We start from the raw sequence: 13,522 nt of genomic DNA, 5'->3' as shown, positions 1-13,522 counted from the left end.
CCTTAAACCATTTTTTGCATCCTCACATGTGGTATACCGGCTTCCTCAAAGATTTCCCCCACCTTTTCATAGCCAAGTCTTTCATAAAAACCAGCAATCCAAAGTTGAGAATTTAAAACAAACTTTTTTGCGCCTTTTTGCATCAGATATTCTTCGATCTTGTTCATGATCGTTTTTCCATAACCAAGCTTTCTGTATTCTTTTAAAACGGCGACTCTTTCGATCTTGTAGGTGTCTTCCTCAATCTTGCGACTTCTAGCTGTTGCAACAGGTATTGAAAAGTGCTTTAAAAGATAGTGCAAAGCCTCTTGGTCTTTTCCATCTACCTCGAGGCTTTTGTCTATTCCTTGTTCTTTCACGAAAACTTCTTCACGGATTTTCAGACATTTCTCAAACTCTTTTGAATCGCTTCTTAAAACCAAAAATTCCATCTGCTCATCGTAGGCTTTTTTCATCCTTTTTAAAGCTTCGGACAAAATCTCAAACGAAGTTGCAAAGTTAAGTCTCACACACAAAGGATCCCCAAAAGCACTACCATCGTTCAAATAAACCCTTGCCTTTTCCAAAAAGAATTTCTGTGGATTCTCAAGTTTTGTCTTGCCGCAGTCTATCCACAAAAGGAAGGTTCCTTCCGGAGTGGTGCAATCTAAAAGTGGCATCTGTTTTTTTATAAAATCAACTGCGAAATTTCTGTTTTTTTCAAGGATCTGAAGAAGTTCGTCCACCCAGCGTTCGCATTCACTGTAAGCGACCTTCAAAGCCTCCATTCCAAAGATATTCACGTTTGTCAATTCAAACCTGGCTAGCCAAACGTTGTAAATGTTTCTCAAATGTTCATCCTTTATTATACCGTAGGAATTTGTCAAACCTGGAACGTTGAAAGTTTTTCCAGCTGAATTCAAGACAATCGCTTTATCGTAGCCGAAGTTCAAAATACTCACAAACTTATGCCCTGTATAAACGATGTCACCATGAATTTCATCGCTCACAAGAACAAGGTTGTGTTTTCTGACTATCTCGACCAACCTTTCGAGTTCTTCTTTTTTCCAAACTCTTCCAACTGGGTTGTGTGGATTACAAAGAATCAACATCTTGGTTTTCTCATCTATTTTGCTTTCCAAATCTTCAAAATCCATCGTATAGTACATTCCATCTTTTTTCAACCTGTTTTCAACGATTATCCTTCCGTTTGAGGCGATCAAACGGAAAAAAGGTGGATAAACCGGCGGTTGGATCATCACTTTATCGCCAGGTTCAGTCAAAGCGTTTAAAAGCAGTGCGAGCATCGGTATAACACCCGGTCCATCCACAATCCATTCTCTTTTAATCTTTACACCATATCTTTTCAGATACCAATCCATTATCGTTTTGTAATAATCTTCATCTTTGAAAGTGTAGCCGAAAATACCATGTTCCGCCCTCTTCTTGAGCGCTTCAACCAGCGCCGGACAGCTTTCAAAGTCCATGTCCGCAATCCACAAAGGCAGAACGTCCTCACCGTGGAGTTTCAATATCATATCCCATTTCACCGAAGAGGTTTTTCTTCTATCCACCATTCTCTTTTCCTCCTTGGCAAAAGAGAGTCTACAACTATAGTAGTATATTACTTGAAGACAAACAAAAGGAGGACGATTTATGATCCTCTTTGGAACCGGCGGGATTCGCGGAATAATGAAACCAGGCGAATTCGATGAAAAACTGGTTTGGACTGTCAGCGTTGGTGTAAGCAATTACATGAAGGACAACAACCTTAAATCTGTCGTCATAGCCTACGACACCAGGTTGAACTCGGAAAAATTTGCCGAAATCGCAGCCAACGCATTTTCAAACTGCGGTATAGATGTTTTTCTTTTTGCAGAACCGACTCCGACCCCTGTGCTTTCTTTTGCGGTAAGGTATCTAAAGACAGACCTTGGCGTTGTCATAACAGCCAGCCACAACCCACCGCAGTACAACGGCTACAAAGTATATTCCTCAAACGGTGTACAGGCTGTCCCCCAGATCACGGATGTACTTGCAGAATACGTCAAAAACGCTCCTGAAAAAGGTTGTACTAGCAGCAAAAAGGGAAAAATTACAAAGCCTGATCAGACGATTTTGGAAAAATTCGTCGAAAAATGCTTTGAAACACTTGTTCAAGAATTTGGGGAGAAAGCAGTCGATCTTTCTGGTTTGAAAATAGCCTACACCCCACTTCACGGAACTGGGGCAAAACCTGTGCCAGCGCTTTTGAAAAAGCTTGAATGTGAAGTTTTTACAGTTGAAAAGCAAATGATTCAGGATGGCGGCTTTCCAACTGTGCAAACACCAAATCCCGAAGAACCTGTTGCTTTGTGGTTGCTTGAAAAAACTTGTTTGGAAAACAACATAAACTTGGGAATAGCAACCGATCCAGACTGCGACAGAGTCGGGGTTGTTTACAAAGGTCAAAGGCTCACTGGAAACGAAGTTGGAGTTCTTTTGACTGCCCTTAGGTTTGAAAAAACGGCTTATCAAATTCCGGATAGTTCTTACATTGTGAAAACCATAGTCACAACCGACATGGTTAGACCAATGTGCCTTGAAAGGAAAGTCGAACTTGTTGAAACTCCAACTGGATTTAAATTCATAGGAGACTACATAGAAAAACATCCTGAAAAGAAATTCTTGTTTGGGTTTGAGGAAAGCTGTGGATATCTGCTAGGAGACCATGCCAGGGACAAAGATGGAGTCATCGCTTCTGCGCTGATAGCCATCGCTTTCAAACACTACGACTTTTTGGAAAAGCTTGAAGAGCTTCGCTCGAAATACGGTTATTACATCGAAGAACTTTTGAACTATTCTTTGAAAGATGTTCAAGAGGCTTTGAAACTGTATGAAAAGCTAAAAAACATAGACAATTTCCCCCAACTTATAAGGATCATCGATTATTCCAAAGGATATGAAAACGTTCTTCCAAACGAAACGATCAGACTCGACTTTACCTTTGGAAAACTCTTCATTCGACCGTCTGGAACAGAACCAAAACTCAAAGTCTACGCCATGGCCGTTGCAGAGAATAAACAACAGGCGTTGAAAAATATCGAAAAACTCAAAGAAACCGCTGAAACGTTGATAAGGCAAACCACTTGAATTTTTAACTTTCCTTTGCAAATCTGTTTCGACAAAAAGTTTTAACTGTCTAAGATTCCCCAAAGCCCTTGGCTTAAAGGTTTTCAAAAGCCAAGAGTTTCTTCAAAGCTTATAGGTGTGCTTTTTCATATTCTTCCTTCAATCCACTTTCGTATACTGTATTAATGGACAGCGCTGTCTGAGGAAAACAAACTTTTGAAAGGAGGCTGAGCATGAAACAGCTGCGCATAGTCTATGACACAGGCGAATTAGGCCAAAACGCAAGACCTATTCGAAGAAGAACAGCACTTGTGACATCCGACGAAGCGACAGCTCAAAACTGCGAACAAATAGTTCAACTTCTTGATTCATTGACAAAGTACACAGCCTTAGAAGCACACATGGTCATAGTCGAACAGGTTTATTGATGAAAGGAGGTAAAGGATGAAAAGACTTTTGCTTGACTTTGTAAACACTTTGGATGGGAAAAGAAGGAGGATAGTGATACCTGAGCCGAAGGAAGGTTTGACGGCAGAGTATGTGAGTCAGGTTATGGACCGGCTTATAGAACAAAAGGCCTTACCGGAAGGGTATGTGAAAGACAGGGCTGCGATAGTGGAAACGACGACGGATGAATTTTTCAATCTTCTTTAATTTGAACCTTTGCCCCCGCACACGCGGGGGCTTTTTGCTTTTTATTTTAACTTTTCAAGCTCTTCCTTCGCAGTTTTAATTGCTTCTTCATGAATTGCCAAAAGAAGAGGATGAGGCTCGCTGCTTATAACCTTTTCAAACATTTCAATCGCTTTTTGGGTTTGCTTTGTTTTCAAATACAAAAATCCAAGTTCAAGATAGATGTTTGGAAAGTTCGGCGTGTACTTAAGAGCTTCGAAAAACTTCTTTTCGGATTCTTTGTAATCGTTCAAAGGCCAGGGAACGTCTCTATAACGCATTCCCAAAGCTATAAGTGCGAAAGATTTATAAAGTGGATCGTCCAAAAGTTCTACCGCCTTGTTCATGTACTTGTCAAAATCTCCAAGCATGAACAAGCTGACGATGATTCCCCTGTACTGAGCAAGCCTTCCAATTGCCGCGCCAGCTACATAGTAAGCCCTTCCATTCTCCGGGTCTAACGCTATGGCCTTTTCAGCGTACTTTCTTGCCCTTTCAAAAATCCTTTCTTTTTCCTTTTCCTCTGCTCCCCAATCTCCATACTCAACAAGAGCGTCGGCTAAAAGAGTCAAAAGCTTTGGATCCTCAAAAAGTCCATCAAGATTTTCCAAAAAGTCGATAAGTTGCCTCATTCCTTCTGCATCTCGAACTTTTCTAAACTCAACAAAAAGTTCTTCAGCTTTTTCGTGGTCTGAAATTTGAAAAATAGGTTGAGCGAAAACAACTATTGAAAGCAAAACAAAAGCCAAAGCAAATCCGAATTTCATATTTTTATTCCCCCTTAAAAATTTTGGGTTCTAAAAATATTATGCCATTGATTTTTTCACAAATGACCTTTTAAACCTTTTTTAAACCTTTTTCATTCAATACAAGGTGGATAACATGACTAAGTTCCAGCTAAACTTCCCGCCAAAAGTCCTCTCATGAAGAATCTTCCAAGGAATATGTAGACAAGCAACGTTGGCAAGGCTGTGATCAAAGCTCCTGCCATTTGGATGTTCCATTCGACAAAATAACTTCCGGCAAGGTTGTTCAGCGCAACGGTTATTGGTTGAACGGCGGGATTTGGTGTCACCACAAGTCCAAACAGAAAATCGTTCCATATCGAGGTGAATTGCCAAATCATCACCACGGCAAAAGCTGGCATCGAAACGGGAAGAACGATGTTTGTGTATATTCTCAAAAATCCTGCACCGTCTATTTTAGATGCTTCGATTATGGATGTTGGAATCGTCGAATAATAATTTCTGAATATGAGAGTTGTTATTGGTATCCCATAAACGCAGTGAACGAGTATTAGCCCTGGTATCGATCCGTACAATCTGGTTTTTTGCAAAAACTGAACAAGCGGTATCAATATGCTTTGATATGGTATGAACATTCCAAACAGCAAAATTGGAAATACAACATCGGCTCCTTTGAACTTCCATTTTGTCAAAACGTAACCGTTCATTGAACCTAGGAAAGCTGAAATCAAAGTAGCTGGAACAACTAGATAAACACTGTTCATGAAATTTTGAGAAAGTCCTCTTAGACCTCTTCGTGGATCACCCTTCCACGCTTGAACAAAGCTTTGAAAACTGATCGATTTTGGGGGATTCCACATTCCCCTAAGACTTACTTCCTTAAAATCCTTCATGCTTGTGACCAATAGGACGTACACCGGCATCAAATAGTAGATTGCAAAAAGTATAAGGACAACATAAAGCAGAATTCTTTTCCAGCTCATCTTTGAACCTCCGTTTTCATTCCATAGATTAGGTATGGAATAATCAAAGCCGCTACAAATGCAAGCAGAACAATGGCTATTGCCGCACCTTGTGAGAAATAATTTCCCCTAAAGGTTGTATCGTACATGAACAAAGCTGGTACATCGCATGAAAATCCTATTCCACTACCAGTCATAGCAAAAACCAAATCAAAAATTTTTAAAGATATATGTCCAAGAACGATTATTGCCCCAAGGGTTATGGGTTTTAACAAAGGTAAAACCACGTACCTATAGACTTGAAAAGTAGTGGCTCCATCCAATTGCGCTGCTTCATAAAGTTCCGTGGGTATTCCCCTTATTCCAGCTAAATACATTGCCATCACATAACCAGACATCTGCCAAGTTGCAGCTATGACAACTGCTTTTATTCCAATCCTTGGGTCTGTGTACCAACCACTTTTCAAAAATCCAAGTCCAATTTTTTCAAGAAGGTAATTCAACCCAACGCTTTCAATTCCTGGCCCTGGGTTTAATATCCATCTCCAAACAACCCCTGTTACAACAAAGGATATCGACATGGGAAAAAGATAAATAGTTCGAAAAACCCATTCAAATCGAACTTTTCTGTCAAGCAAAATGGCTAGCAATAAACCTATAACTATGCTTGAAGACAAAAAGAGTGCCGTAAAAATAGCTGTGTTTTTCATCGATACGATAAACCGAAAGTGTTGAAACAGTCTTTTGTAATTTGCAAGTCCAACGAAAGTAAAATCCGGATGAATATCTCTCCAGTTCACTAACGAAACAAATCCTGTCCAACCTATAAACATGTATACAAATATGGCAACCAAAGCTATGGATGGAAGTATAAATAAAATGGCTAAAATTCTATCCTTACTTTTTGTAATTCTCATAGACAACCTCCCAAACTGCTGATTTTAAAACCAAGGGGGCAAGCAACCCCCCTTGGTTATAACTGAAACTTTTACTCTGGCATGCCGTGCAACCTTGCTATGCTGATCAAAGCTTTTTGGGTTGTTTTAACATCCGGCCTTGCAACAAACAGCGCTATGACATCTTTGAATTCCGTGACCCAACTTTCAGGTGCAGCTGCTCCGTGCATGACGCTTGGAACAATTTCATGCTTCAACCAATCTTCCATGGCCGATTTTTGATATGCTGGGAACAAGTCTTTGTTAACATCTGTTCTTGCTGGAATAGAACCTTTCTTGATGTTGAACGCTTCCTGTCCTTCCTTTGAACCTAGAACTTTCAAGAACGCTATGACATTCTCTCTGTTCTTTGCGCCTTTAGGCAAACCAAAGCTGTCTGAAAGTGCATCGAATATGCCTTCGTTGTTTGGTGCAAGTGTCCAACCGAAATCTTCAAAGCCTTTTGCCATGAAATAACCTGCAGCCCAGTCCCCCATTATGTTCATGGCAGCCTTTCCTTCCACGATGAGTGCACAAGCTTCATCCCAAGTTCTAGCAGCATGATCTGGGTTCACGTACTTCAACATTTTTGCAAAGATTTCAAGCGCTTGTGTAACCCTTGGGTCTGACCATTTTGTTTTACCGGTCCAAAGTCCTCTGTAACCCTCTGCGCCAAGTGTTCCTATGAGAACTGTTTCAAAAACGTGTGCTGCTTCCCAACCGTCTTTTGTTCCAAAAGCAAGAGGTATTATTCCCTTGGCTTTGAGTTTTTCAGCAACATCGAAGAATTCATCGAAGGTCTTTGGGGGTTTCAACCCGTACTTTTCAAAGATGGTTTTGTTGTACCAAAGAACATTTGCCCTGTGGATGTTGACTGGGACAGACCAATACTCGCCGTTGTAACTGATGATATCAAGAATTCCTTTTGGCATAACTTTTGTCCAGCCTTCGCTGATGAAAAGTTCTGTCAACGGTTCCATGAAGCCGGTTTTAACCCATGTGTCGATCAACTCACGTCCAGCATGGACTTGGAAAGTATCGGGAGGATCTCCACCAAGCATTCTTGTTTTCAAAACAGCTTTTGCTTGTGCCCCCGCTCCACCAGCAACCGTTGCGTTGATGATTTCCACACCTGGGTACAGTTTCGAGTAAATGTTGAAAAGTTCCTGAAGTCCTTCTGCTTCTCCTCCTGCTGTCCACCAACTGAAAACTTCGAGTTTTGAAGCGACGGCTAGTGTGACAACTAGTGCCAGCAATACCACAAGAAGCCTCTTCACCATAAAGATACCACCTCCCTTAAAAACAGTATGTGAAACGAACCTTTAAACGCTTGACAAAACTTTTTCAATCGCCGCAACGTTACAACCAACTAGTGATGGTGAAACCTCTTTGAAAATTGTGTCTCTGAATCTGATATCTTTGATAAAATGGAGGTGTCAACTTAAGCCGGGAAATACGATAAAATAAACGGGAACCAACTCTTCTCACCGAAAGGAGGTTCCCGTAAAGATGAAAGTTACAACAACAAATATCACCGAGTACCTATACCAAATTATACCAAACCTTTTTCAAAGACAAAGAGTTCCACATGAGGCGAAAGTATCTGCATTGGTTTTGTACTTTTATGGACTTGCATTAAGGAAGGCAGCAGCCATAATTGGAGTCAGTCATGAAGCCTTGAGGAAATGGTGGGCAAGAATGAAAGAAGAGATATTTGCTGAGAAGATAGAAGGCAATGCAGTAGTAGCTGTAGACGAGATGAAGGTGAACATAAACGGTTACTGCTGGTATGTATGGATAGCGTTTGAGGTTAAGAGGAAGAAAGTGATCTATGCGTTGGTCAGCAAAACGCGAGAGAAGGACAAAGCGAGCTTGGTGATGAAGATGGTGAAGAAGAGAGTGACAGGTAAGTTGAGGATAATAACGGACAAAGGGCCATGGTACTGGGAAGCGAGCGAAGAGAATATGGGATATTGGGAACACGAGCATGAGAGGTTTGGGGAGAGGAGTCTTGTTGAGAGCGTGATAGGGATAACGAGGTACAGGCTGAGGCGTTTCAACAGGAACAAGTTATGGTACAAGAGGAGGGATGAGGACATAGTGAAGTGGCTATTTCCATTTCTTCTATTAGTGCAGTTTTCCTTCTTAAGTTGACAGGTCCTGATAAAATTGTACTTATCAAGTTTTTGAAGCTTTTTGTGAATAATTTGTCCTAAATTTTCCCAAAGGTTGTTCACAATTCCTCCAAATATTACAACGTCTGGATTTACTATGTAACCTATGTTCAAAAGAGTTACTGCAATTGCGTTGGTGAATTCTTCCACAAGTTTTACTGCTAACTTGTCCGATGCTCGCCATTTTCCAATCAACCTGTCAAATTTTTCTTTTAGCGTTCCACTCAACTTTTGTCTTGAAGCTTTTTCAAACCTTTCGATCAATTGTGAAATTGACAAAAGCGATTCCACTTCGACATATCCCGAAGGCGAGACATTTACAATGCTATGTCCCACTTCTCCTGCTGCAAAATTTTTCCCTTTGATGATTTTTCCGTTTATTATCAAAGCCCCTCCGATTCCCTCGCCAAAGTATAAGAAAAAAGCGTTGTTTGATCTTCGAACATCCTGTGAAAAGAACCACTCTGCAAGCAGCGATAAATTCGCGTCGTTTTCAGCTATGACTTTAAAACCGTACTTCGAAAAGATCTCCAGCAAGTTCACGTTGCTCCAGTTCAAATTTGGTGCGCAAACCAGTATTTGTCCTTCTTGATTGACCACACCTGGCACAGATATCGTCAAAATTGTTTTGTCAACGTTGACCATTTCATCTGTCGATAACGTGGAAATTATCCTATCAACTTTTTCCAAAAACCTTTCAAGCCCATTGGTTTCAAAAGTTTCAATAATTTTCCAACTTTTGTCAAGAAAGCCAAGTGCTATTGATGAATGGGTGACTTGGACATCAACGATGATTGAACATGCAAATTTTTTTGATGGACCGTATACAACGGCTCCTTTTGTTGCTGTCTTTTTTAGGTAACTTCTTTTCTCTATTAAACTTTCGTTTTCCAGTTCTTGTACTATTCTCCATACTGCGCTGTTTGCAAGGCCTGTTGCTTTGGCCAATTCCGTTCTACTCATTGCACCAGTTTCGATGATATTGCGAAGAATGATGGCTTTGTTAATCTGTTTCATCGATTTGGGGTTGATTTTTCTTGACATGGCTTTATACCTCTATCTATCTTTCTCAGATAGATTTCCAATAAACATTTATATCACTTGTAACATACAAATGCAACGACTAAAAAAGAACCAATAGCTGAAACTATCTCTGAATTTTTCCTATTATTCCTGAAAAACATTCCAAATCGCTTTTTCTCTTTTGTTTTTTCACTCGTTTGCTTATTTTTAGCTAAAAATAACTGTTTTCGATCTTGGAACAATTAAATTGGCTGTTAAAAATTTGATTTTAAGCACTTAGCGTGCTAAAATAAAAATGAAGAAAGCCTTCTCGATTCCCAAAGGGGGGATGGGCAATGAAAAAGGTCAAGACAGGGATCCCGGGTTTAGATGAAATACTTCACGGTGGTATTCCAGAAAGAAATGTTGTTCTATTGAGTGGGGGACCAGGAACGGGTAAAACCATTTTCAGCCAACAATTTTTGTGGAATGGTTTACAAGCCGGAGAACCTGGCATCTACGTTGCGCTGGAAGAACATCCAGTTCAAGTAAGGCAAAACATGGAACAGTTTGGTTGGGATGTTAAACCCTTTGAAGAAAAGGGAATCTTTGCGCTCGTAGACGCTTTCACCGCTGGTGTTGGAAAATCCAAAGAGTATGAGAAATACATCGTTCAAGATTTAACAGATGTTCGTGAGTTTATAGATGTTCTTAGACAAGCCATAAGCGATATCGGTGCAAAAAGGGTTGTGGTTGATTCAGTAACAACCTTGTACATCAACAAACCCGCGATGGCAAGAAGTACGATTCTTCAACTTAAAAGGGTCTTGGCAGGTACCGGCTGCACCAGCATTTTCGTCAGCCAAATCAGCGTGGGTGAAACAGGTTTTGGTGGACCTGGTGTTGAACACGGCGTTGATGGGATAATAAGGCTTGATCTTGACGAAATAGACGGCGAACTTTACCGTTCACTCATAGTTTGGAAAATGCGTGGAACAAGCCATTCAATGAGAAGACATCCTTTTGACATAACCTCAAACGGCATCTTTGTACACTCTGACAAAATCCTAAAAAACACCGGTGTGGAAAAGCTTCAAGGAGGTGAGTGAGGATGCAAATACCAATCAATCCCACGGGAAGGCAAGAAATTCACCAACTTGAAAGCATACTTTTGTTTGCAACACTTTTTAGACCTGAGGTTTTGGAAATAATAAGAGATCCTGCCGAAAGGTTAACTTGGGTTGACAGCTTAGCTGTCGCAGCCGGTGCCATAGCAAGGGAAAAAGCAGGCATGACGGCAAGCGAAATAGCACGCGAACTTGGAAGAACTGATCAAACCATAAGAAAACATTTAAAAGGAGAAAGCAAAGCTGGAGAATTGGTCAGAGAAACCTATGAATTGATCAAAAGTGGTAAGTTAGATGATCTTCTCAAAACAATTGAGACAGCTGACAAAAGCGGTTTGGCTGAAGCTGTATCAAAAGAGGAATTCGAAAAGTTGAGAAGCCAAAACGAAGAGTTGACAAAAAAAGTCAAAGAGCTCGAAAATAAATATGAAACTTTGAAAGGAAAAATCAAGGAACTGGCCAACCTGCTAGATTAAAAAGTCTAAAACAACATTTTTAAACTACGTCAAGATTGTTGATTTACCTTATAAGTATTACTATTTTCATAACCTTACGTTTAAAAAACTTATACTTATAAGGGGAGGTGTCAACTTAAGCTGGGGAATAAGATAAAATAAACGGGAACCAACCTTCTCACCGAAAGGAGGTTCCCGTAAAGATGAAAGTTACAACAACAAATATCACCGAGTACCTATACCAAATTATACCAAACCTTTTTCAAAGACAAAGAGTTCCACATGAGGCGAAAGTATGAACTTGCATTAAGGAAGGCAGCAGCCATAATTGGAGTCAGTCATGAAGCCTTGAGGAAATGGTGGGCAAGAATGAAAGAAGAGATATTTGCTGAGAAGATAGAAGGCAATGCAGTAGTAGCTATAGACGAGATGAAGGTGAACATAAATGAGGTTAAGAGGAAGAAAGTGATCTATGCGTTGGTCAGTAAGACACGAGAGAAAGGCAAAGCAAGGGCCATGGTACTGGGAAGCGAGAAAAAAGAATATGGGATATTGGGAACACGAGCATGAGAGGTTTGGGGAAAGAAGTCTTGTTGAGAGCGTGATAGGGATAACAAGGTACAGGCTGAGGACATAGTTAAGTGGCTATTTCCATTTCTTCTATTAGTGCAGTTTTCCTTCTTAAGTTGACAGGTCCTGTTTGGTGAAAAGTTAACAAGTCAATCGGATTGGTTGCACTATTGAAAAAAATTATGGTATACTTTTAACGCAAACAGGTTATGGTACAAGAGGAGGGATGAGGACATAGTTAAGTGGCTATTTCCATTTCTTCTATTTCTTCTATTAGTGCAGTTTTCCTTCTTAAGTTGACAGGTCCTTTTAAAATTTTTTCGGCATATTTTTACAATAGTGTTTGCAAAAATTCGTCGCACTTTTGAAGGAGGGTAAAGCTGTGATAGAGAAGGCTCGTGAATCCTGGACGAGTAGGCTGGGATTCATCTTGGCAGCGGCAGGTTCAGCCGTTGGTCTTGGAAACATTTGGAGATTTCCGTACGTAGCAGGCATGAACGGCGGTAGTGCTTTCATCGTTGTGTACTTTTTTATTGCGCTTGTTGTTGGACTTAGCATTATGGTCGCAGAGTTTACGCTTGGAAGGTATACGAAACTTTCTGCAGTTGGCGCTTTCAAATCGATAAGCAAAAGATGGACTTTTGCTGGATTTTTGGGATTTCTAACTGCATTTATCATAATGGGTTTTTATCCTGTCGTTGGTGGTTGGACGCTGGCTTACGCGTTTAAATCGGTTACTGGGCTTTTGAGAAATGCAGAGACCTTGAGGGATGCTTTTGGAAAGTTCATAACAAGCCCAGTTGAACCGATTTTCTGGCTGGCTCTTTTCCTTGCATTCAACGTTATCATAGTAGCACGTGGTATATCCAAGGGTATAGAACTTGCAAACAAGATTCTGATGCCTTCGCTTCTTTTGCTTTTGCTTGCTATTGGTTTGAGAAGTTGGACTTTACCAGGTGCAAGTGGAGGACTTGAATTTTTGTTCAAACCTGATTTTAGTAAGATAAATGGAAATGTTCTTTTGGCAGCTTTAGGTCAAGCTTTCTTTTCACTCAGTTTGGGAATGGGATGTATGATAACCTACGGTAGTTATTTAAAGAAAGAGGAAAACATTCCAGCCAGCGCTTTTGTAGTTACCGCTATGGACACATTGATAGCTATTTTGGCAGGATTGGTAATATTCCCAGCAGTTTTTGCATTCGGCGTTGAACCTGCAACAGGACCAGGTCTTGTGTTCATTGTTGTGCCACAGGTTTTTGCAAAACTTGGCGTTTTTGGACCACTTTTTTCCTTGCTGTTCTTCTTGGCGCTATTTGTTGCGGCGTTGACTTCTTCGATTTCATTGCTTGAAGTCGCAGCAGCTTATTTCATAGACCAAAAAGGTTGGAACAGAAAGAAAGCCGTTTTAGTTTCATCTGCAATCATGTTTTTCATGAGTATTCTCTCATCGCTGTCACTCGGAGTACTTTCTGGTTTCACCATACTTGGTGTTGGGTTCTTTGATTTGTTCGATCTTTTGTCTGATAAAGTGTTTCTAACCGTAGGTGGACTCTTGGTTGCGATCTTTGTGACTTGGGTAGTTAAAAAAGAGAATATCCATATGGAAGTCACAAACAATGGAACGGTTAAATTCCCGTTTGCGCTGTGGTACAACCTTGTCAAGTACGTCATACCTGTTCTCATTGGTATAATCACCGTGACAGGAATAATCTCTGCTCATCAACCTGCTGTTATGGTCCTTGGAATTTTGATAGTGATTTTGGCCGCTATATTCTCGCATAAGTTATAA

At 40.5% G+C, this 13,522-nt stretch carries 12 protein-coding genes and 2 pseudogenes; 8 read left to right on the top strand and 6 right to left on the bottom strand.

The features are described 5' to 3' along the window. Positions 1-2: 2 nt before the first annotated feature. Positions 3-1,556 carry a PatB family C-S lyase gene (locus THETH_RS07625; RefSeq protein ID WP_013932773.1) on the bottom strand — a complete coding sequence of 518 codons (1,554 nt, stop codon included), beginning with the start codon at positions 1,554-1,556 and terminating at the stop codon, positions 3-5. 79 nt (positions 1,557-1,635) lie between these two features. Here THETH_RS07625 and THETH_RS07620 point away from each other — a divergent pair, with 79 nt between their 5' ends. The 3 genes from THETH_RS07620 (at position 1,636) to THETH_RS07610 (ending at position 3,744) form a co-directional block, all read left to right on the top strand. Continuing rightward, on the top strand, positions 1,636-3,111 hold the full coding sequence (locus tag THETH_RS07620; RefSeq protein WP_013932772.1) for a phospho-sugar mutase: 1,476 nt from the start codon (positions 1,636-1,638) through the stop codon (positions 3,109-3,111). A 212-nt stretch (positions 3,112-3,323) separates the two neighbouring features. Further along, on the top strand, positions 3,324-3,518 hold the full coding sequence (locus THETH_RS07615; RefSeq protein WP_013932771.1) for a hypothetical protein: 195 nt from the start codon (positions 3,324-3,326) through the stop codon (positions 3,516-3,518). A gap of 16 nt (positions 3,519-3,534) precedes the next feature. Continuing rightward, positions 3,535-3,744, top strand: coding sequence for a DUF2922 domain-containing protein (locus tag THETH_RS07610; RefSeq protein WP_013932770.1), 210 nt, complete (start codon positions 3,535-3,537; stop codon positions 3,742-3,744). A 41-nt stretch (positions 3,745-3,785) separates the two neighbouring features. Here THETH_RS07610 and THETH_RS07605 read toward each other — a convergent pair whose 3' ends face one another. From THETH_RS07605 to THETH_RS07590, 4 genes are all read right to left on the bottom strand, one after another. Then, positions 3,786-4,529 carry a tetratricopeptide repeat protein gene (locus THETH_RS07605; protein WP_013932769.1) on the bottom strand — a complete coding sequence of 248 codons (744 nt, stop codon included), beginning with the start codon at positions 4,527-4,529 and terminating at the stop codon, positions 3,786-3,788. A gap of 119 nt (positions 4,530-4,648) precedes the next feature. After that, the gene (locus THETH_RS07600) at positions 4,649-5,491 is read right to left on the bottom strand and encodes a carbohydrate ABC transporter permease (RefSeq protein ID WP_013932768.1); all 843 of its coding nucleotides are present in this window, start codon (positions 5,489-5,491) and stop codon (positions 4,649-4,651) included. After that, entirely contained in the window at positions 5,488-6,387 is a 900-nt protein-coding gene (locus THETH_RS07595; RefSeq protein WP_013932767.1) for a carbohydrate ABC transporter permease, read from the bottom strand. Before THETH_RS07595 ends, THETH_RS07600 begins: the two co-directional genes overlap by 4 nt. Before the next feature lie 71 nt (positions 6,388-6,458). Continuing rightward, the gene (locus THETH_RS07590; RefSeq protein WP_013932766.1) at positions 6,459-7,685 is read right to left on the bottom strand and encodes an ABC transporter substrate-binding protein; all 1,227 of its coding nucleotides are present in this window, start codon (positions 7,683-7,685) and stop codon (positions 6,459-6,461) included. A gap of 229 nt (positions 7,686-7,914) precedes the next feature. Here THETH_RS07590 and THETH_RS10560 point away from each other — a divergent pair, with 229 nt between their 5' ends. Beyond that, positions 7,915-8,559, top strand: coding sequence for a DDE-type integrase/transposase/recombinase (locus THETH_RS10560; protein ID WP_013931788.1), 645 nt, complete (start codon positions 7,915-7,917; stop codon positions 8,557-8,559). Positions 8,560-8,597: 38 nt separating this feature from the next. On the opposite strand, the pseudogene THETH_RS07585 reads toward THETH_RS10560, so the two are convergent. Continuing rightward, a pseudogene (locus THETH_RS07585) lies at positions 8,598-9,596 on the bottom strand (ROK family transcriptional regulator); the annotation flags it as partial. A gap of 323 nt (positions 9,597-9,919) precedes the next feature. On the opposite strand from THETH_RS07585, the pseudogene THETH_RS07580 reads away from it, so the two are divergent. The 4 genes and pseudogenes from THETH_RS07580 to THETH_RS07565 all read left to right on the top strand — a co-directional run. Further along, positions 9,920-10,690 (top strand): annotated as a pseudogene (locus THETH_RS07580) (KaiC domain-containing protein); the annotation flags it as partial. A 2-nt stretch (positions 10,691-10,692) separates the two neighbouring features. After that, complete coding sequence (locus THETH_RS07575) at positions 10,693-11,184, top strand: hypothetical protein (RefSeq protein WP_013932763.1); 492 nt, start codon at positions 10,693-10,695, stop codon at positions 11,182-11,184. A gap of 261 nt (positions 11,185-11,445) precedes the next feature. After that, positions 11,446-11,733: a hypothetical protein gene (locus THETH_RS07570; RefSeq protein WP_013931582.1), complete on the top strand. Its 288-nt coding sequence runs from the start codon at positions 11,446-11,448 to the stop codon at positions 11,731-11,733. A 382-nt stretch (positions 11,734-12,115) separates the two neighbouring features. Next, positions 12,116-13,522 (top strand): sodium-dependent transporter, encoded by a 1,407-nt coding sequence (locus THETH_RS07565; protein ID WP_013932762.1) that lies wholly within the window; start codon positions 12,116-12,118, stop codon positions 13,520-13,522.

The sequence above is a fragment of the Pseudothermotoga thermarum DSM 5069 genome (assembly GCF_000217815.1).
GTDB lineage: Bacteria > Thermotogota > Thermotogae > Thermotogales > DSM-5069 > Pseudothermotoga > Pseudothermotoga thermarum.
The sequence above is the reverse complement of the archived record's forward strand: the minus strand, read 5'-3'. Positions and strand labels throughout refer to the sequence as shown.

Bases quoted from the DNA above. Each gene is read 5' to 3' on its own strand.
- THETH_RS07625 (WP_013932773.1), bottom strand. From the start codon at position 1,556: ATGGTGGATAGAAGAAAAACCTCTTCGGTGAAATGGGATATGATATTG.
- THETH_RS07620 (WP_013932772.1), top strand. From the start codon at position 1,636: ATGATCCTCTTTGGAACCGGCGGGATTCGCGGAATAATGAAACCAGGC.
- THETH_RS07615 (WP_013932771.1), top strand. From the start codon at position 3,324: ATGAAACAGCTGCGCATAGTCTATGACACAGGCGAATTAGGCCAAAAC.
- THETH_RS07610 (WP_013932770.1), top strand. From the start codon at position 3,535: ATGAAAAGACTTTTGCTTGACTTTGTAAACACTTTGGATGGGAAAAGA.
- THETH_RS07605 (WP_013932769.1), bottom strand. From the start codon at position 4,529: ATGAAATTCGGATTTGCTTTGGCTTTTGTTTTGCTTTCAATAGTTGTT.
- THETH_RS07600 (WP_013932768.1), bottom strand. From the start codon at position 5,491: ATGAGCTGGAAAAGAATTCTGCTTTATGTTGTCCTTATACTTTTTGCA.
- THETH_RS07595 (WP_013932767.1), bottom strand. From the start codon at position 6,387: ATGAGAATTACAAAAAGTAAGGATAGAATTTTAGCCATTTTATTTATA.
- THETH_RS07590 (WP_013932766.1), bottom strand. From the start codon at position 7,685: ATGGTGAAGAGGCTTCTTGTGGTATTGCTGGCACTAGTTGTCACACTA.
- THETH_RS10560 (WP_013931788.1), top strand. From the start codon at position 7,915: ATGAAAGTTACAACAACAAATATCACCGAGTACCTATACCAAATTATA.
- THETH_RS07575 (WP_013932763.1), top strand. From the start codon at position 10,693: ATGCAAATACCAATCAATCCCACGGGAAGGCAAGAAATTCACCAACTT.
- THETH_RS07570 (WP_013931582.1), top strand. From the start codon at position 11,446: ATGAGGCGAAAGTATGAACTTGCATTAAGGAAGGCAGCAGCCATAATT.